Source organism: Tessaracoccus palaemonis (genome assembly GCF_019316905.1).
GTDB classification, from domain to species: domain Bacteria; phylum Actinomycetota; class Actinomycetes; order Propionibacteriales; family Propionibacteriaceae; genus Arachnia; species Arachnia palaemonis.
Window position 1 is genome coordinate 2638981 of the sequence record NZ_CP079216.1, and the last position, 17106, is coordinate 2656086.

Consider the following 17106-nt stretch of genomic DNA (forward strand, 5'->3'; position numbering starts at 1 on the left):
TTGATGAGGCTACTGCTCCCCGCCCTGCTCATGGTCGCGCTGGCGACCGGCTGCAGTACGGCCTCCACCGCCTCGCCTGGGCAGACACCCTCCACGGCACCGGCGGACCTCGCCGCGTTGGCCGAGCAGTACGGGCTGCAGGCCTGCCCAGAGACCGACCCTGACGCCGTGGCCGTGGACGGAGGCCTCCCCGCGACCGCTCTGACCTGCCTGGACGGGTCGACGACGGTGAACCTGGCAGGTCTGCCGCGGACGCCTACCATCATCAACTTCTGGGCCCAGTGGTGCGGCCCCTGCCGCGTCGAGTCCCCGTTCCTCCGGGAGGCGGCTGCGCAGCTCGATGGCGTCTCGTTCCTGGGCGTCGACTATGACGATCCACAGCCCGACTGGGCGATCGAGTTCGCCTCGCTGGCCGGCTTCGCCTGGCCGCACGTCATGGACCCCGACCGGTCCCTGCGGGCCGAGCTGTCGATCGCCGGGATTCCGACGACGTTCTTCGTCGGCGCGGACGGCCGCATCGCCGGCGTTCACGCGGGTCAGCTGGAGTCGACCGAGCAGCTGCTCGACCTGGCCGAGAAGTACCTGGAGGTGTCATGACGGCGCCCTTCGACAAGCTCAGGGGAGCCCCCTTCGACAGGCTCAGGACTGCGCTCGCAGCGGATCCGCGGCCCAGGACGCTGGGGTTCGACCGGACGCCCCGCGGCGAGCGGGCCGCTGCGGTGCTGATGCTCTTCACCCGGGACACCGACCCCGCCCTGACCTTCGTCACCCGGGCCGAGACCCTGCGCAACCATGCGGGCCAGGTCGCGCTCCCCGGCGGGGCGGTGGACCCCGGCGACATCGACGCCACCGACACCGCGTTGCGGGAGGCCGACGAGGAGATCGGTCTCAACCGCCGCTCGGTCAGCCTGCTCGGGCAGCTCCCTCCCCTCTGGGTCCCCGCCTCCAGGTTCGACGTGACGACGGTTGTCGCCACCTGGCCCGGAGACGCGACGCTGGCGCCGATGGACCCCGCCGAGACTGGCTCCGTCGAGCGGTTCACCATCTCCGAACTCACTGACCCGGCCAACCGCGTCACCGCCCGCCACCCCGTCGGATTCACGGGCCCGGCGTTCGCGATGGGCGAAGTCTTCATCTGGGGCCTGACCGCCCATCTCGTGGACTGGGTGCTCGATCTGGCAGGATGGGCGCGACACTGGGACATCGACCGCGTCGTCGACATCCCCGCGCAGTTCCTCCGGGACTGATCCTGATGCCCCGGATATCCCGTTTGTTCGTTACATTTCCCGAGCGACGGTATTCGCGCTATGTCGCGTAGTTAATCGGGCCTCGCATGCGCAATTCTCCACTAAAGCCGAAGGGGCGGGGCCAGTCGGCTCCCACCCCTTCGGATATTGGTTGATCGTCAATGCACCCGACTCGGGAGGACCACCACGCGCCCGCCGGGCTGCCGAGGGTTCGTCAGGAGCACCTCGTGCCACGAGTCGATGTCGGGTCGCGAACGGAGCAACGCGCGGCGCTCACGTTCAGTCATGCCACCCCAGACGCCCCACTCGATGCGATTGTCCAGGGCCTCCGCGAGGCACTCGGACCGCACCGGGCACCCGGCGCACACCGTCCTGGCCCTCTTCTGGTCCTTCCCCTCGGGGAAGAGTGCATCGGCCATGTCGCGGCATTTCGCTCGCAGTGTCCACTCGCTCACTTCAGCCAGAAACATTTCTGCCCTCCCTTGCGCAGATCAACCCATCCGGTTGACACCGACGTTAGCGCATTTTCACACCCAGACAAAGTGGGCTGCTGTACGATATGTTCCCACTCGCAGGAATGCCCTCGCCGAGGGCGGACGCGCCGCGGGGGCGGGCACCACAGAACCGTCACGTATCATGTCGATCATGAAGTCAGCCTCCCTGAGCCAGAAGGCGTACTCCCTGCTGATGTTCCTGGCGGTGAGCGTGCTGGCCGGCCTGCTCCTCTCCGGACTCGCCGTGCCACTGACCGCGCTGGCCGGCGGGGGAGCCAAGCTCGCCGCCGACTCTCTCGACGACATCCCCGCGGACCTGGAGACGCCCACGCAGTCCCAGCGTTCCGTCGTGCTGATGGCCGACGGGTCCGAGCTGGCCACGTTCTATGACGAGAACCGCGTCTATGTGCCGCTCGAGGACATCTCAACCAACATGCAGGACGCGCAGATCGCGATCGAGGACCACCGCTTCTACGAGCACGGCGCCATCGACTTCCAGGGCTTCGGCCGCGCACTGCTGAAGACGCTGTCGGGCGATACCCAGGGCGCCTCGACGCTGACGCAGCAGTACGTGAAGCTCGTGCGCGTCGAGACGGCCTCCGTGTCGGGCGACGCCGAGGCCGTCCGCGCCGCCACCGAGGTGACGCTGGAGCGCAAGATCATCGAGGCCCGCTACGCCATGGCCCTCGAGGAGCGGCTGACGAAGGACGAGATCCTCGAGCGCTACCTCAACATCGCGTACTACGGCGACGGCGCCTACGGCGTCGAGGCCGCCGCCCAGCACTACTTCGGCACGTCGGCCAAGGAGCTGACGCTGGGGCAGTCCGCGCTGCTTGCCGGCATCGTGCAGAACCCCGTGAACCTGAACCCGGTCAACCACACGCAGCGCGCGCTCGACCGCCGCGACGTGGTGCTGAACCAGATGGTCAAGTGGGGCATGATCTCCGAGGACACCGCCGCCGAGGCGAAGAAGGAGACCTTCGAGCCCAAGCAGGTCACCCCGACGCCCAACGGGTGCATGGCGTCGGACTACCCGTTCCTGTGCGACTACGTGCGCCTCACCCTCCTCTCGGACGACATGACCAGCATGGGCGACACGAAGGAGGAGCGCGCCAACCGCCTGAACCGCGGCGGCCTGACCATTCAGACGCTCATCGACCCCGTCGCCCAGGACTCCGCGGAGGCCGCCGTCGCGCTGCAGGTAGCCCCGACCGACGCGGCGATCGCCACGAGCGTGCTGATCCAGCCGAAGACCGGGCTGATCGTCGCCATGGCCCAGTCCAGACCGGACATGGGCACGGGCAAGGGCGAGACGTACTGGAACTACAACGCGTCGAAGGCGCTGGGTGGCGCGGAGGGCTACCAGGCCGGTTCGACGTTCAAGACGTTCACGATCGCCTCGGCCCTCGACCAGGGCATGACTCCGCAGAAGACGTACAACGCGCCGGGCCAGATGCAGTTCCGGGGGCAGACCTTCAAGAACTGCGACGGCTCCTTCACGTTCAACCAGGACTACCTGCTCGGCAACCAGTACCTGCGTGGCTACGGCACCATCAACATGCTCAAGGCCGCCCAGAACTCGGTCAACACGTACTTCATGCAGCTGATCCGCGACACGGGCATCTGCTCGTCGATCGAGATGGCGCAGAAGGCCGGCGTCGAGCTGGCCAGCGGCGACAGCCTCAAAACCATGCAGAACTACCCGTCCTTCGTGCTCGGCACCGCGGACGTGACGCCGATCTCCATGGCGGAGGCCTACGCGACGTTCGCCAACCGCGGCAAGCACTGCAACCCGATCATCCTCGAGAGCGTCGAGACGGTCGAGGGGGCCAACCTCGAGGTGCCCGACGCGAACTGCAAGCAGGTCATCAAGAAGGACGTGGCCGACGGCGTCAACTACATCCTCCAGTCGGTCGCCGAGCAGGGCACCGGCCGACCCGCGGCCATCAACGACGGTCGCGACGAGGCCGGCAAGACCGGTACGACCAACAACGCGACCGCCGTCTGGTACGCGGGCTACACCCCCGAGCTTGCCGGCGTGGCGATGATCGCCGTCGACAAGACCAACGACTACTGGGAGGGCCGGAGCCAGTCCCTGACGGGCCTGCGGGTCAAGGGCGGCTACCTCGCCGGTACGGGTGGCGGCGACGCCGGCCTGATCTGGAAGGCGGCCATGAAGTCCGCTCTCCGAGACCTCCCGAAGACCAGCTTCACCCAGCCGTCCGACGAGATCCTCGAGGGCGTCAAGGTCAAGGTCCCCGACGTGTCGGGCATGTCCTACAACGAGGCGAAGGAGACGCTCGAGGCGGCCGGGTTCAGCACCCAGCGCTGGGGCATCTACTCCAACTACTCCGTGGGCACGTTCCTGGGCATCTCCCCCTCGGGCACAGCCACGAAGTTCTCGACGATCAGCCTGAAGGTCTCCGTCGGGCCGAAGCCGGTCGCGGCCGAACCCGAGAAGGAGGATGAGGACAAGTCCTCCGACAGTGACAAGAAGGATGACTCCAAGAAGGACGACTCCAAGAAGGACGACAAGGACGACGGCGACTGATGGGGCATCCGATCCTGAAGGCGGCGGCCGTGACGGCCGCCGCCGGAGCCGCGTGTTTCTCCTGGGGACTGTTCGAGGCCGGGCTGTACACCCTGCGCCGGGCAGAGGTCCGGGTGCTGCGCCCGGGCGCGCGTGAGCTGAAGCTGCTGCACATCTCCGACGTGCACCTGCTCCACACGCAACGCCGCAAGCTGGCCTTCCTGTCATCGCTCGCCTCGCTCGAGCCGGACCTCGTCGTCAACACTGGCGACAACCTCACCGAGGCCGCGGCCGTCGAGCCGTTGCTTGAGGCACTCGCCCCGCTGTCGTTCGCGCCCGGCGCCTTCGTGTTCGGGTCCAACGACTACTACCCGCCGAGCTTCCGGAACCCGGTCAAGTACGTCTCCCGTCGGCCGCGCACTGTCCGGCATCCCCGGGTCGAACTCCCCTGGCGCGAACTCAAGTCCGGACTGGAGAGCTTCGGCTGGGTCGACCTGGACAACCGCCGGGCGCAACTCGACGTCGGCGGCCTGCACCTCGACCTGCGAGGCACCGACGACGCGCACCTGAACCGCGACGAGTACGAACAGGTGGCCGGGCCCTTCGACCCTGCGGCCGACCTCAAGCTCGGCGTCACCCACGCGCCGTACCTGAGGGTGCTCGACCAGCTCACCGCTGACGACCCCGACCTGATTCTGGCCGGCCACACACACGGCGGACAGGTCTGCGTGCCCGGCTACGGCGCGCTCGCGACCAACTGCGACATCGAGCCCGCCCGGGTGAAGGGCCTGTCCGAGCACACCGTCGGGCCGCACACGTCCGCGCTGCACGTGTCTGCGGGCCTCGGCACGTCGAGGTACGCCCCGTACCGGTTCGCGTGCCGACCGGAGGTCACGATGCTGACCCTGCAGCCCCGACTGTGACGCGCCCCCGTTTCGCACTTCCGGCGCAGGTGGGCTAGTATTTCGGTGGCCCAAGGGCCATCGGGGTGTGGCGCAGCTTGGTAGCGCGCGTCGTTCGGGACGACGAGGCCGCAGGTTCAAATCCTGTCACCCCGACAGTTGGAAAGCCGCTCTGGTTTGGAGTTTCACTCCGAATCAGAGCGGCTTTCCGCGTCGTGCGTCCCGCGCATCCTCAGCCCTGCCAACTCTTGCGGGGTTCTGCGCACTCTGTCACGCCGATTGCGCACGGGCAGCAACGCCCGCCCTGTCGAGCACCTTATTGGCCCTCTTGACCAGATTGAGCGCGAGGAACTCGCGACGACCCTCCCTACGCTCGCCCGCCTGCGTAGCGATCACCGAGCCCAATGACTACCCGGCGGGTCCTTGCAAGGCCCCGCGTCGGCGGAGTCGCGCTCAGACGGAGTCCTGCAAGTACCCAACGATCCTGAGTCGCGTTCTCCGAACGACCCGCCATCGGTCTGGGTCGCCGGTCCGGGTATCGCCGCGGGTGACCGAGCCGCCGTGCGAATCCAGAAACTCGACGAGTAGAGCCAGCGAAGGCGACCGCCTCGGCCGGGTGCGGAAGGTGTTCCTCCGCCCGCAACGCTCACACTCGGAAGTCGGTCGGCAAGCCTTGGGCTTCCTGCGGGAGTTGGACAGCCCCGGGATGCCGCTCCGCCCGGGGGATGTCACGCTTTGATCAGGGTGAACTTCACTTGATAGCGGTAGAACTCGATGCCGCTGGCCACGGAGAGGGCCCGCTGGATCCGGAGGTCGTCCTCGAGCGCAATGATCACGCCGCGAACTGCTTGAGTGGGCTCGGCCACCTGATCCTTGATGTAGCCCATGTAGCGCTGGATCTGCCCGACGACTGAGTCGCTGGCCTTTCCCCTCTTGAGCTCGACGACAAGGAGTCCGCGCCATCCTTGCTCACGGCCAAGATATCGAGCGGGCCTGTGTCGCTTTGGTACTGGCGGCCGATCTGGTTTCCCTCATCATCGCAGTAGATGTCGTAGCGCTTCCCCAACTCAGTCCTCGTCCAGTTGTCGACGAGGAACTCCTCCAGGTACTTCTCCAGGGCGAACTGAACGGGATCCTCAACGTCTGGATCCGTCGAAACCAACTGCGGGTATTCCTGGAGCAGACTCTCGATCTCAGCGAGGTGTTGGCTGATGTTGGACACAGTGGCCGGGTACCTGTCCGTCGAGCGCCTCAACTCGGCACTCATCTCATCGCGGTTGATGGTCCCGAACTGCCACGACACCGGCCGGCGGTGCGGCAACTCCTCGCCTGGAACGAAGGCGTAAGGGCCGGTGACTCGGCCCACGTGCAGGATTCCAGCGGGGTCCGGGGTGACGACGAGGTCTCCGTCCTTCATTCCCTTGCCAAGGGTCCAGATCGTGCCACACGCAAGACCCGCGGCCACCTTGGTCTTGTCCGGGTGCAGGTCGAGGTAACGAGGGATGTAGGTCTTGTTGAATGCGGTCCACTCGTCGGGGAACTTGCCCTTGAAGTCGTCGACCATGCCGTAGTCGACTCCGACGTAGCCCCGCTCGACTGCGTCCTGGACGAAGGTCCCCTGCTTACCGAGTCGGATGAAGTAGCAGGCCGTCATCGATGTCCTCCCTGTCGTCCAAACACTGCGCTCAGCGTAGGCCCGCGTAGCCGACGTTGCCCGCCGCTCCGACTTTGCACCGGGTGAACGGGTTGGTGACATTCGGGTGTCGAGCTGTCTGGGCGATGGCTGGACGGCCTGTGACCGGGAGGCCACTGCGGTCTGAGTCAGTCGGCCGACCCAGCCGACCGACCCGGGTCGACGCGCCGGAGCAGATAGGTGTCGAACATCCACCCCTTGCGCTCGATGGCCTCGTTGCGGACCCTGAGGACCTCGTCGCGGACCTCTGCCAGGGGTCCGGAGATGAGGATCTCGTCGGGCGAGCCGAGATAGGCGCCCCAGTAGATGTCGATTCCCTCGGGGTCGATCGAGGCGAATGCCTGCTTGCCATCCAGCATGACGACGGCGTCGACGACCCCGTCCGGCATGCCGTCGGCGAGCAGGCGCGCGGGCATGATCTGGACGGCGTGCCCCTGGCGGTTCAGGGGGATGTGGTGGCGGGCGGCGAGCGCGAGGACGCTGCTCACTCCGGGGATGACGTCCAGCTCGATGTCGGTCTGCGAATGGGAGATGACCTCCTCGATGATCGCCAGGGTGCTCTCGTACAGCGACGGATCGCCCCACACCAGGAAGCCCCCGGTCTCCCCCTCGCCGAGTTCGGCGGCGAGGGCCGCGCCCCAGGCGTCGCGGCGCTGGGCTCGCCACCGCCTCACGGCGGCCGGATAGTCGGGCGTGGTGCGCCAGGGGCGCTTCGGGTCCTGCAGGGAGACGGTCCGCAGCGGCGTGTCCCGGTGCCGCGCGATGAGCTCGCGCCGGGCCTCCACGAGGTCGTCGTATTCGGCCTCCTTGACCACGACGAACAGGACATCGACCCGCCGGATCGCGTCGACCGCGGCGAGGGTCAGCCAGTCGGGGTCGCCGGCTCCGACGCCGATCAGCACTAGTTCACGACTCATGGGAACCCATCGTATGACGACCTCCGGCGGTGGGCCAGATCGCCCCTGGACCACCCCTGTTGCGCACAGCCCAGGGGATACGCTGGCCGAACGCACGCCCCTCTGCAGGAGAAGCCATGACCCACACGCAACCCGCTCCTCCCCCGGCCGCCGTCCCGACCGAAGCGCCACCGCTGATCCTGGTCGGCAACGGCACCCGTGTTCCGGCCGGCCTCGACGAGACGACGCGGCTGGCGGACCTGGTGCGTGCGCTGCTGCCCGAGGTGCGGGTCGAGGTCGGCTACGTCGAGCTGGCCGAACCGGCCCTCGACGAGGTGCTCGACACGATCCTCGTCGAGTCGGGGGCCGCCGTCGTCGTGCCGCTCATGGCCGGCCCCGGCGGGCACGTCCGGCAGGGTGTCCCGCGCGCCGTGGAGGGCGCGAAGGCGCGCCACGAGGACGCCACAGTCATCCCCACGAGGCATCTCGGATCCCCCCAGCCGCTGATCGACGCGATCCACCAGCGGATCACCGCGGCCCGCGACACGTGGCCGGCCGACGAGACCGACGTGGTGATGGCCGGCCGCGGCAGCAACGACACCGACGCGAACGCCGACCACGTCCGCCTGTCGCGCGTCATCTTCGAGACCGGCGGCTACCGGCAGGTCCTCTCGGCCTTCATCCAGATCGTCGGACCTGACCTGCCGCAGATCCTGCACCAGTACTACTCGTCCGGCAGCCGCCGGATCGTCGTCATGCCGCACGCGCTCTTCTCCGGCAGGCTGGACGAGTCGGTGCGCAGGCTGGTGGACGAGTTCCGGGCCAGCCATCCCGACGCGGAGATCCGGATCGCCGACGTGATCGGCCCGTGCGACGAACTCGCCGAGGTCGTGGCACAGCGCACAAGGAGGGCGCCCTCCGGGCCCGCACCGCGACCGGCTCCCGCGCGTACCTGACCGGGCTGCTGCTGACCGGCCGGAAGGTGGTCGTGGTCGGCGGCGGCTGTGTCGCGCGCCGCCGCGTGCCCAAGCTCGTGGAGGCTGGAGCCCTGGTCGAGGTCGTCGCGCCGGAGCTGCACCCGGCACTCGGCGCGATGGCCGAAGCCGGGGAGTTCACCTGGCACGCGCGCGACTACGCCCCCGGCGACATCGACGGGGCCTGGTACGTGCTGGCAACCACCGACTCCGGCGCCGTCAACGCGGCCATCGTCGCCGAGGCCGAGAGACAGCACACCTACTGCGTCCGCGTCGACAGCGCCGACGAGGGGTCCGCCTGGACGCCGGCGACCGGCGATGCGTCAGGCGTGACGGTTGCCGCGATCTCCACGCACGATCCCCTCCGGGCACGACGGATCCGCAACCGCTTCGTCGAGCTGGTCAACGAGGAGGAGCTGTAGGGGCCCGGCGCCCGCTCCCCGGCGGTAGGCTGCGCGCATGTCGCACGTGAGGCAGCCCGTTGCCACGCGGCGTCGGCTGCTCAGGCCCGCCGACGTGGTGGACGTCTTCGTCTACGTCGTCGTCCTCAACCTCGTGGCCGAGTACCTGCCGATGGTGATCGCCGAGACGTTCACGCTCTCGCTGCTGGCCGCCGTGCTGCTCAAGGGCGTCCTCGAGGTCGTCGTCCTCGCGAAGAACCGCGTCAAGACCCGGTTCAAGAGCGCGCAGACCGTCGCCGGGAAGGTCGGCGCCGGCCTCCTGCTGTGGGCCGTCCTGTTCGGCAGCAAGTTCGTCGTGCTGGAACTGATGGCGTTGGTCTTCGCCGGGCGGGTGGTGTTGGGCGGCTTCTTCGCCGTGACCGGGCTGATCCTGGTCCTGATGGCCGCCCGGGCGGGCGTGCGCCGGCTCCTGGCGGCTCCCGACAGGGCCGCCTGAGCACTCGCTACCTCTCGCCCTCCAGGGTCACGCTGCCGCCGAGCACCAGCGTGACGGTCGCGTCGACGGACCCGAGCCCTGCCTGGTCGAGGCGGTCCCGCAGACCGGACTCCTGGATCGTGGGCGGCGGACCGAGCGCGACGATCCGCAACACACCCTGCCGCACGCTGACGTCCTGGATCTGCCACCCCTGCGCCTCGGCCCACTCGCGCGCGACCGGTGCCGCGCGGGACGCGATGAGTTCCTGCCTGATGACGACGGCGCTGCCGACCCCCAGCGGGATGCACAGCGCGATCAGGGCTCCGATGACGACGGCGACGGTGCTCGCCCGCAGTTTCCCCAGCGGTATGCCGGCATCGTGCGCCGTGGTGCGCACCCCGTAGGCGAGGAACACGATCGTGCCGGTGGCGATGATCGCCGTGACGTTCGTCCCGAACAACAGGAGCGCCCCCACCGCCTGCTCGGGGGCCCCTGACTCCAGAGTCAGCCCGACCACGGCCAGCGGCGGAACCAGGGAGATCGCGATGGCAACCCCCGGCAGCGCGTCCGAGATGTCCGACCGGACCATTGCGAAGGCGCCCACCACGCCGGTTGCGAGGGCGGCGACGAGGTCGATCAGGCGGGGCGTCACCCTGGCCGCGATCTGCGCGTTCGTGTCGGCGACCAGCAGCATCTGATTCGTCAGGCCCAGAAGGTACGCGATGACGACGACGCACAGCGCGCCGGCAACCACCATTCCCAGGTTGACCAGGATCAGTCGTCGCCTCGCCATCACGACCGACAGGGCGGTCCCCAGGATCGGCGTCATGAGGGGCGCGACGATCATGGCGCCGATGACGGTGGCCGTCGAGTCCGCCATCACGCCTGCGCTGGCGATCACCGTCGACAGGATGATCAGCACCCAGAAGGCGGACAGTTTGCGGCCGCGGTCGTCGCCCTCCGTGACCAGAAGCCGTGCCGTCAGCCGCTCGATGTCGCTCGGCTCCAGTCTCCGGCGCGCCGTCGCGCCCGCATTCCCGGTCATCGGAGCTCCCTTCCCGCTACCGGCCCACCGCCTCGGATTGACGCGCGCTCACGGTTCCCGAGGTCGCATCCATCCGATGGATTCCGGCCATATGGAAGGGTATTCCCGGATACCGACCGCTGGCTAGACTGGCATCGACTCCGCCGGATTCGGGACGTCGTCCCACCGTGGGTCGACGCCGGACTCGGCCCCTACGAAAGGACTGACGGATGTCATTCTGGGAATCTCTGTGGCTGGTCATCTACGGCTTCTTCTTCATCATGTACCTGATCGTGATGTTCCAGATCGTCGTCGACATCTTCCGCGACTCCGGGCTCAAGGGCTGGGCAAAGGCACTGTGGATCCTGGCGTTGCTTGTCGTGCCGGTCCTGAGCGCGCTCATCTACCTGATCGCACGCGGCGGCGGGATGAACAAGCGTCAGTACGCGGCCGTCGAGCAGTCCCGCGAGGCGACAGAGGAGTACATCCGCTCGGTGGCGGGCAACGACCCGGCCAAGCAGATCGCCGACGCCAAGGCGTTGCTCGATTCGGGAGCCATCACGGCCGACGAGTTCGCGCAGCTCAAGGCCAAGGCGCTGGCCTGACATGACCAGCTTCGGACCTGCCGACCTGTACGTGGTCGAGTTTCCGTCCGGTTCCTCGCCGTCCGAGGTGACCGCGACCCTCCGCGAGGTCACTTCCGCCGGGGTGCTCACCCTGCTCGACGTCGCGGTGGTCCGCCACGGTGACGGTGGCGCCCGCGAGGTCGTCGAGCTGGATCAGCTGGCCGGAGAGTTCGACCTGTCCGGCGCAACGCCAGAGGCCGACGGGCTCATCGGCGAGGACGACCTGCTGGAGCTCACCGAGGACCTGGCTCCGGGCGCGATCGCGTTGGCGGTCCTGGTGGAGAACACCTGGGCCCGGAAGATCGCGACGGCGATGCGGGACTCGGACGCCCGCCCGCTGTCGGTCCAGCGGTTCCCCGCCGAGGTCGTCAATGAGGTGGCCACCGCGGCCGGCCTCGAAGTCTGACAAGGAGTGATTCCATGATCCGTCGAATCGGACGCCCCGGTCTCCTCGCGACCGCAGCCCGAACAGCCGTCATCGCAGGCACGGCGCAGGCGACCGCAGGAGCGGTCGCCAGCCGCCAGCACGCCCGTGCGCAGCAGGCCCAGGCAGCGGCCGCGCCGCCGCCTCAGGTCGTGGCCGCGCCGCCCGTTCAGGCCGCCCCGCAGCCTCCCGCCCCTTCGGGCGCGGGCGACCTGATCGCTCAGCTGGAGCGACTCGCGCAGCTCCAGTCTGCCGGCGTGCTGAGCGCCGAGGAGTTCGCCGCGGCCAAGGCCAAGCTGCTGTCCTGACGACAACGAGAAAGGGGGCGGGGCGCACTGCGTCCCCGCCCCCTTTTCGTGTTGTGTCGCCTAGTAGTCGACTCCCTTGCCGTCCTCCGTGCAGCGCAGACCCGGCACACCGGCGGGGATGTCGAGCCGCGCGAACGTGCTGCAGGGCTGCGGGTCGGCGAACTGCAGCACGTACTGCCACTGGCCGTCGTCCACGCCCCAGAGCGACTGGCCGTCTCCGCAGGTCGAGTCCTCGGCGCCGAACGCGTACCCGTCCGGGTGGACGCCGCGCAGGCGGATGCTCTCGGTGACGCAGCCTGTCGTCTCGTCCTCACCCAGTCGCCCCGCCAGGAACGACCGCAGAGACGGGGGCACCGCGTCGAGGCTGTCGAGCTGTGCGGCGCTGGTGATCTCGGCGTCGACCACAGTCCACGTGCCACCCTGGGGCGACGACTGTTCGACGGACGCAAGCGACGTGGCGGGCGCGGACTCCGCGGTGGGCGGGGTGGTGGCGTCGGGCTCCTCGGTCGGGGAGACGACCGGAGGTGAACTCACCGCGGGCGTCGGCGTCGGGGAGGAAGCCGGCCGACCCGTGACAGGTTCCTGGCCTGCGCATCCGGCGACCGCTCCCAGCGTCAGGAGAATGGCGGCGCATGTTAGCTGACGTCCCACGCCGCCGAGAATAGCATCGGGCGAAACTGATCATCCGCCCACCACATCCGCCTCGCCACGGTTATGGTGACAGCACAGGCACCCGGGGCGGATGCCTGACGCAACGACGCGGACAAGGAAATAGCCGATCATGAGCACCACTGTTGGCCTATCCCTACGAAACTCACTCCCCACCACGGGCGACCAGCCCACCCACCCGAGGCTCCTCGAATGGCTCGACGAGGTCGTCGAGCTCTGCCGGCCCGACGCCATCCACTACTGTGACGGGTCGGATGAGGAGTGGGACTCGCTGGTCGACCTGCTGGTTGCCGCCGGCACCGTCCAGAGGCTCAACGAAGACCGCAAGCCGAACTCCATCTACGCCCGGACCGATCCGGACGACGTCGCGCGCGTTGAGGACTCCACCTTCATCTGTTCGGTCGACGAGCGCGACGCCGGCCCCACCAACAACTGGATGGCCCCGGCCGAGATGAAGCGCGTCATGACGCAGCTCTACGACGGCTGCATGGTCGGGCGCACGATGTACGTCATGCCCTTCTGCATGGGCCACCTGGATGCGAAGGACCCGAAGTTCGGCGTCGAGGTCTCGGACTCGGCCTATGTCGCACTGTCGATGCGGATCATGACCCGGATGGGCGCCGAGGTGCTGCGCGTCATGGAGGAGACCGGGGCCGATTTCGTGCCGTGTCTCCACTCCGTCGGCATGCCCCTGTCCGACGGGCAGCCCGACGTCGCCTGGCCGTGCAACTCCACCAAGTACATCGTCCACTTCCCCGAGGAGCGGATGATCTGGTCGTACGGCTCCGGCTACGGCGGCAACTCGCTGCTCGGCAAGAAGTGCTACGCGCTGCGGATCGCCTCGGCCATGGCCCGGGACGAGGGCTGGCTGGCCGAGCACATGTTGATCCTGAAGCTCATCTCGCCGACGGGGCGCGAATACCACATCGCCGCGGCCTTCCCGTCGGCCTGCGGCAAGACCAACCTCGCGATGCTGCAGCCGACGGTGCCCGGCTGGCGGGTCGAGACGCTCGGCGACGACATCGCCTGGATGCGCTTCGGCGAGGACGGCCGCCTGTACGCGACCAACCCCGAGACGGGTTTCTTCGGCGTCGCCCCCGGCACCGGCGCCGCGACGAACCCCAACGCGATGGCGGCCATCGATCGCGGCAACTCCATCTTCACCAACGTCGCCCTGACCCCGGACGGGGACGTGTGGTGGGAGGGCATGACGAAGGAGAAGCCCGCCGTACTCACGGACTGGAAGGGGCGTACCTGGCGCGCCGAGTCCGGGCCCGAGGGCGGCCGACCCGACGAGACCGCCGCGCATCCGAACAGCCGCTTCTGCACCCCGATCGGCCAGTGCCCGATCCTCAGCCCCGACTACGACAACCCCGACGGCGTGCCGATCGACGCGATCATCTTCGGCGGCCGCCGCGAGAACACCGTCCCGCTCGTGACCCAGTCGCGCGACTGGCGCCACGGCGTCTTCATGGGGGCGACGTGCTCGTCGGAGTCGACGGCCGCGGCGAAGGGCGCGGTCGGCGTGCTCCGCCGCGACCCGATGGCGATGCTCCCGTTCATCGGCTACCACGTCGCCGATTATGTGCAGCACTGGCTCAACCTGGGCGCCAAGGCCGACCCGGACAAGCTCCCGAAGATCTTCTACGTCAACTGGTTCCGCCGCGACTGCTCCGGTCGCTTCATGTGGCCGGGGTTCGGTGAGAACTCCCGCGTGCTGAAGTGGGTCGCGGAGCGAGTCGACGGGCTCGTCGACGCCGTCGAGACCCCGATCGGCCTCCTGCCGACCGCGGACGGCCTCGACGTCGACGGGCTCGACATCTCGGCCGACGACCTGCACGACGTCGTGCGCTACCAGCCGCAGGAGTGGCGCGACGAGGTGCCCCGCATCGGCCGTTGGTTCGACACGTTCGGGTGGCGGCTGCCGCGCGACCTCGTCGACGAGCTGCGACAACTGGAGTCGGCGCTCGGCCAGCCGGAGAGCACGTTCGGCATGTGACCGGCGGCGGAACCCCGCGGGGCGTCGGCCTTGCGGGGTTCCGCATGTCCGGGGCCCGATGAGCACATCCTCCTTCTCGTCGACCGAAAACCGCCCTGTGAACGTTCGCCCGACGCGTGACAAGTGTGTCGTGCTCATCGCACCCCCTGGCGGCGGCTATCTACCCCGCGGTCGGTACCGCTAGGCTCTCCTGCCATGGCACCCACCCGCGAGGTCGTGCGCGCCCGGTGGGGCGTCACCATCATGTTCTGGCTCAACGGCGTCGGCTTCGCGTCGCTGCTGCCCCGCTACCCCGAGTTGAAGGCCAACCTCGGCCTCGGCGACCTGCAGTGGGGGCTCGCCGTCGGGCTCGGCCCCCTCGGCGGACTGCTGGCCGGGCTGTTCACCGCCCGGCTGATCCGGCGCCATACGTCGTCGACGGTGACCGTCGTGTCCGCGATCCTCGGGCTCGCGTGCCTGTCGATCTACGGCAACGCGACCCACTGGGCCGTTTTCGTGCTCGGCATCCTGCTCATGTCCGCGCTCGACGCGTTCACCGACATCTCCATGAACTCGCACGGGCTGCGCGTACAGCGCCTGCACGGCTCGTCGATCCTCAACGGCTTCCACGGCTGGTGGTCCGTCGGCGCCGTCTGCGGCGGCTTCCTCGGCTCCCTCGCGGCTCAGGCGCAGCTGCCCATCTGGATCCAGTGCCTCGCCGCCTTCGTGATCTTCTCCGGCGTCGCCCTGTACGCGAGGACGCTGCTGCTGAAGGGCCCCGACACCGTCGTCGATCCCACCCCCGAGGCGACGGCCGCCCCCGTCGGCAAGGGCGTCGCGCGACGCTGGCTGCCCCGCCTGATCGCGCTCGGCCTGCTCGGCGCGTTCGCGGGCATGATCGAGGACTCCGGCGCCTCCTGGGGCGCCGTCTACATGGACTCGATGTTCGAGGTGAGCCCGTTCCTCGTCGGCATGGCCTTCGTGGCGCTGCAGTCGGTGCAGGTCGTCGGGCGGTTCACCGGGGACGCGCTGACCAACCGCTTCGGCCCGCGCGCCGCGGTGACACAGGGCGCGATCGTCGCCGGGGTCGGCATGGCGCTGGCCGTGGCCTTCCCGTCGCCCGCGCTCACGCTGGTCGGCTTCGCCTGCGCCGGCTGGGGCATCGCCACCGCGATCCCGATGGTGATGCACGCGGCCGACGAGCTGCCCGGCATGGCGGCCGGCAACGGCCTGACGTTCGTCAGCTGGCTGATGCGGCTCGGCTTCTTCGTCTCGCCTCCGCTGATCGGCCTGGTGGCCGACTCCCTGACCATCCGGTGGGCCCTGATCGTCATCCCCGTTGCCGCCTTGGCGATGCTGGCGCTGTCTCCCGCGCTCACGCCTCCTGCGAAGGCCGCATCTGCGGTTGAATAGGGCCATGAGCCTGACGCTGCCCACCCCCCGCACCCCGGACCCGATGACCGCTCCCCCGCTGCGCTGGGGCATCATCGGCACCGGCTGGATCGCCGAACGCTTCGTCGACGCGATGCACAAGCACACCCGCCAGCGCCTCGTCGCCGTCGGCTCCCGCACGCTCGAGCGTGCGCGGGCCTTCGCCTCGACGGTCGGCGCCGAGCGCGCCTATGGCTCCTACGAGGAACTCGTCGCCGACAAGGGCGTCGACATCGTCTACGTCGCGACCCCGCACAGCGAACACCTCGCCAACGCGCTCCTGGCGATCTCCGCGGGCAAGCCCGTCCTGGTCGAGAAGGCCTTCACCCGCAACGCCGACGAGGCACTGCAGGTCCTCGAGGCCGCCGGCTCCGCGGGCGTGGCCGTCATGGAGGCGATGTGGACGCGCTTCCTGCCCCACATCGACGTCGTGCGGCAACTGCTGGACATCGGCGCCCTCGGCGAGATCGAGTCGGTGTTCGCCGACCACGGGCAGTGGTTCGCGCCGGACCCGTCGCACCGCATGTTCGACCCCGACAAGGCCGGCGGCGCCATGCTGGACCTCGGCGTCTACCCCGTCTCGTTCACGCACTTCGTCCTCGGCTCGCCCAGCCGCCTCTCCGCGCTGGGCACCAAGGCGTTCACGGGCGTCGACCGGCAGATCTCCGCGACGCTCGAGGGCTACCCGGGGCACGACAACGCGCAGGCGCAGATCTCCACGACGCTCGCGTCGCTGACGCCGAACATCGCGTTCGTCTCCGGCGACCTCGCGACGCTGGAGATCCCCGGCACGTTCTACACGCCGCAGAAGGTCCGCGTCTTCACCCGCGACGGGGAGGAGGCCTTCTCGGAGGCTCCCGTCATCGAGGCGCACGAGGGCCTGTGCTTCGAGGCGGCGCACTTCGCGACGATGGTGGCCGAGGGTCGCCAGCAGTCGGACCTGATGCCGTGGTCGGAGACCATGGCCGTCATGGAGACGATGGACGCGCTGCGCTACCAGGTGGGCGCGCTGCTGCCGGGCGAGGAGCTGTAGC

The 17106-nt window shown here is 68.9% G+C and carries 19 protein-coding genes and 1 tRNA gene; 14 read left to right on the top strand and 6 right to left on the bottom strand.

Annotated elements, in window-relative coordinates; genetic code table 11:
• Positions 1 to 3 precede the first annotated feature (3 nt).
• Entirely contained in the window at positions 4 to 597 is a 594-nt protein-coding gene (locus KDB89_RS12060; RefSeq protein WP_219081363.1) for a TlpA family protein disulfide reductase, read from the top strand.
• Entirely contained in the window at positions 594 to 1247 is a 654-nt protein-coding gene (locus KDB89_RS12065; protein ID WP_255555919.1) for an NUDIX hydrolase, read from the top strand. The genes KDB89_RS12060 and KDB89_RS12065 overlap by 4 nt, the downstream gene beginning before the upstream one ends.
• Positions 1248 to 1405: 158 nt before the next feature.
• Here KDB89_RS12065 and KDB89_RS12070 read toward each other — a convergent pair whose 3' ends face one another.
• Entirely contained in the window at positions 1406 to 1717 is a 312-nt protein-coding gene (locus KDB89_RS12070; RefSeq protein WP_219081365.1) for a WhiB family transcriptional regulator, read from the bottom strand.
• 175 nt (positions 1718 to 1892) lie between these two features.
• Between KDB89_RS12070 and KDB89_RS12075 the strand changes: the two genes are divergently transcribed.
• From KDB89_RS12075 to KDB89_RS12085, 3 genes are all read left to right on the top strand, one after another.
• A complete protein-coding gene (locus tag KDB89_RS12075; RefSeq protein ID WP_255555920.1) occupies positions 1893 to 4292 on the top strand; it encodes a transglycosylase domain-containing protein in 2400 nt (799 codons plus the stop codon).
• Positions 4292 to 5194 carry a metallophosphoesterase gene (locus KDB89_RS12080; RefSeq protein ID WP_219081367.1) on the top strand — a complete coding sequence of 301 codons (903 nt, stop codon included), beginning with the start codon at positions 4292 to 4294 and terminating at the stop codon, positions 5192 to 5194. The genes KDB89_RS12075 and KDB89_RS12080 overlap by 1 nt, the downstream gene beginning before the upstream one ends.
• 61 nt (positions 5195 to 5255) lie before the next feature.
• Positions 5256 to 5329, top strand: a tRNA-Pro gene (locus KDB89_RS12085).
• A gap of 572 nt (positions 5330 to 5901) precedes the next feature.
• Here the strand turns inward: KDB89_RS12085 and KDB89_RS14780 are convergent.
• From KDB89_RS14780 to cobF, 3 genes are all read right to left on the bottom strand, one after another.
• On the bottom strand, positions 5902 to 6072 hold the full coding sequence (locus KDB89_RS14780; protein WP_369408100.1) for a PDDEXK family nuclease: 171 nt from the start codon (positions 6070 to 6072) through the stop codon (positions 5902 to 5904).
• A complete protein-coding gene (locus KDB89_RS14700; RefSeq protein ID WP_255555921.1) occupies positions 6006 to 6827 on the bottom strand; it encodes a restriction endonuclease in 822 nt (273 codons plus the stop codon). The genes KDB89_RS14780 and KDB89_RS14700 overlap by 67 nt, the downstream gene beginning before the upstream one ends.
• Before the next feature lie 167 nt (positions 6828 to 6994).
• Complete coding sequence (gene cobF, locus KDB89_RS12095) at positions 6995 to 7783, bottom strand: precorrin-6A synthase (deacetylating) (RefSeq protein ID WP_219081369.1); 789 nt, start codon at positions 7781 to 7783, stop codon at positions 6995 to 6997.
• Between the two features lie 116 nt (positions 7784 to 7899).
• Here cobF and KDB89_RS12100 point away from each other — a divergent pair, with 116 nt between their 5' ends.
• The 3 genes from KDB89_RS12100 to KDB89_RS12110 are packed head-to-tail and all read left to right on the top strand — an operon-like array spanning position 7900 to position 9633.
• Positions 7900 to 8718 carry a sirohydrochlorin chelatase gene (locus KDB89_RS12100; RefSeq protein ID WP_219081371.1) on the top strand — a complete coding sequence of 273 codons (819 nt, stop codon included), beginning with the start codon at positions 7900 to 7902 and terminating at the stop codon, positions 8716 to 8718.
• The gene (locus KDB89_RS12105; protein ID WP_219081373.1) at positions 8631 to 9158 is read left to right on the top strand and encodes a precorrin-2 dehydrogenase/sirohydrochlorin ferrochelatase family protein; all 528 of its coding nucleotides are present in this window, start codon (positions 8631 to 8633) and stop codon (positions 9156 to 9158) included. Before KDB89_RS12100 ends, KDB89_RS12105 begins: the two co-directional genes overlap by 88 nt.
• Positions 9159 to 9195: 37 nt before the next feature.
• Entirely contained in the window at positions 9196 to 9633 is a 438-nt protein-coding gene (locus KDB89_RS12110) for a hypothetical protein (RefSeq protein WP_219081375.1), read from the top strand.
• Positions 9634 to 9640: 7 nt separating this feature from the next.
• Here KDB89_RS12110 and KDB89_RS12115 read toward each other — a convergent pair whose 3' ends face one another.
• Positions 9641 to 10657, bottom strand: coding sequence for a TIGR00341 family protein (locus KDB89_RS12115; protein ID WP_219081376.1), 1017 nt, complete (start codon positions 10655 to 10657; stop codon positions 9641 to 9643).
• 209 nt (positions 10658 to 10866) lie between these two features.
• On the opposite strand from KDB89_RS12115, the gene KDB89_RS12120 reads away from it, so the two are divergent.
• The 3 genes from KDB89_RS12120 to KDB89_RS12130 are packed head-to-tail and all read left to right on the top strand — an operon-like array spanning position 10867 to position 11994.
• Positions 10867 to 11241: an SHOCT domain-containing protein gene (locus KDB89_RS12120; protein ID WP_219081378.1), complete on the top strand. Its 375-nt coding sequence runs from the start codon at positions 10867 to 10869 to the stop codon at positions 11239 to 11241.
• Position 11242: 1 nt separating this feature from the next.
• Entirely contained in the window at positions 11243 to 11668 is a 426-nt protein-coding gene (locus KDB89_RS12125) for a DUF6325 family protein (RefSeq protein ID WP_219081380.1), read from the top strand.
• A gap of 14 nt (positions 11669 to 11682) precedes the next feature.
• Entirely contained in the window at positions 11683 to 11994 is a 312-nt protein-coding gene (locus KDB89_RS12130; protein WP_219081382.1) for an SHOCT domain-containing protein, read from the top strand.
• 60 nt (positions 11995 to 12054) lie between these two features.
• On the opposite strand, the gene KDB89_RS12135 is transcribed toward KDB89_RS12130, so the two are convergent.
• Complete coding sequence (locus KDB89_RS12135) at positions 12055 to 12528, bottom strand: hypothetical protein (RefSeq protein WP_219081384.1); 474 nt, start codon at positions 12526 to 12528, stop codon at positions 12055 to 12057.
• A gap of 247 nt (positions 12529 to 12775) precedes the next feature.
• Between KDB89_RS12135 and KDB89_RS12140 the strand changes: the two genes are divergently transcribed.
• The 3 genes from KDB89_RS12140 to KDB89_RS12150 all read left to right on the top strand — a co-directional run bounded on the left by KDB89_RS12140 (position 12776) and on the right by KDB89_RS12150 (position 17105).
• Positions 12776 to 14662, top strand: coding sequence for a phosphoenolpyruvate carboxykinase (GTP) (locus KDB89_RS12140; RefSeq protein WP_219081385.1), 1887 nt, complete (start codon positions 12776 to 12778; stop codon positions 14660 to 14662).
• A gap of 195 nt (positions 14663 to 14857) precedes the next feature.
• The gene (locus KDB89_RS12145) at positions 14858 to 16054 is read left to right on the top strand and encodes an MFS transporter (RefSeq protein WP_219081387.1); all 1197 of its coding nucleotides are present in this window, start codon (positions 14858 to 14860) and stop codon (positions 16052 to 16054) included.
• Between the two features lie 4 nt (positions 16055 to 16058).
• On the top strand, positions 16059 to 17105 hold the full coding sequence (locus tag KDB89_RS12150) for a Gfo/Idh/MocA family protein (RefSeq protein WP_219081389.1): 1047 nt from the start codon (positions 16059 to 16061) through the stop codon (positions 17103 to 17105).
• Position 17106 lies beyond the last annotated feature (1 nt).

Bases quoted from the DNA above. Each gene is read 5' to 3' on its own strand.
- KDB89_RS12060 (WP_219081363.1), top strand. From the start codon at position 4: ATGAGGCTACTGCTCCCCGCCCTGCTCATGGTCGCGCTGGCGACCGGC.
- KDB89_RS12065 (WP_255555919.1), top strand. From the start codon at position 594: ATGACGGCGCCCTTCGACAAGCTCAGGGGAGCCCCCTTCGACAGGCTC.
- KDB89_RS12070 (WP_219081365.1), bottom strand. From the start codon at position 1,717: ATGTTTCTGGCTGAAGTGAGCGAGTGGACACTGCGAGCGAAATGCCGC.
- KDB89_RS12075 (WP_255555920.1), top strand. From the start codon at position 1,893: ATGAAGTCAGCCTCCCTGAGCCAGAAGGCGTACTCCCTGCTGATGTTC.
- KDB89_RS12080 (WP_219081367.1), top strand. From the start codon at position 4,292: ATGGGGCATCCGATCCTGAAGGCGGCGGCCGTGACGGCCGCCGCCGGA.
- KDB89_RS14700 (WP_255555921.1), bottom strand. From the start codon at position 6,827: ATGACGGCCTGCTACTTCATCCGACTCGGTAAGCAGGGGACCTTCGTC.
- cobF (WP_219081369.1), bottom strand. From the start codon at position 7,783: ATGAGTCGTGAACTAGTGCTGATCGGCGTCGGAGCCGGCGACCCCGAC.
- KDB89_RS12100 (WP_219081371.1), top strand. From the start codon at position 7,900: ATGACCCACACGCAACCCGCTCCTCCCCCGGCCGCCGTCCCGACCGAA.
- KDB89_RS12110 (WP_219081375.1), top strand. From the start codon at position 9,196: ATGTCGCACGTGAGGCAGCCCGTTGCCACGCGGCGTCGGCTGCTCAGG.
- KDB89_RS12115 (WP_219081376.1), bottom strand. From the start codon at position 10,657: ATGACCGGGAATGCGGGCGCGACGGCGCGCCGGAGACTGGAGCCGAGC.
- KDB89_RS12120 (WP_219081378.1), top strand. From the start codon at position 10,867: ATGTCATTCTGGGAATCTCTGTGGCTGGTCATCTACGGCTTCTTCTTC.
- KDB89_RS12125 (WP_219081380.1), top strand. From the start codon at position 11,243: ATGACCAGCTTCGGACCTGCCGACCTGTACGTGGTCGAGTTTCCGTCC.
- KDB89_RS12130 (WP_219081382.1), top strand. From the start codon at position 11,683: ATGATCCGTCGAATCGGACGCCCCGGTCTCCTCGCGACCGCAGCCCGA.
- KDB89_RS12140 (WP_219081385.1), top strand. From the start codon at position 12,776: ATGAGCACCACTGTTGGCCTATCCCTACGAAACTCACTCCCCACCACG.
- KDB89_RS12145 (WP_219081387.1), top strand. From the start codon at position 14,858: ATGGCACCCACCCGCGAGGTCGTGCGCGCCCGGTGGGGCGTCACCATC.
- KDB89_RS12150 (WP_219081389.1), top strand. From the start codon at position 16,059: ATGAGCCTGACGCTGCCCACCCCCCGCACCCCGGACCCGATGACCGCT.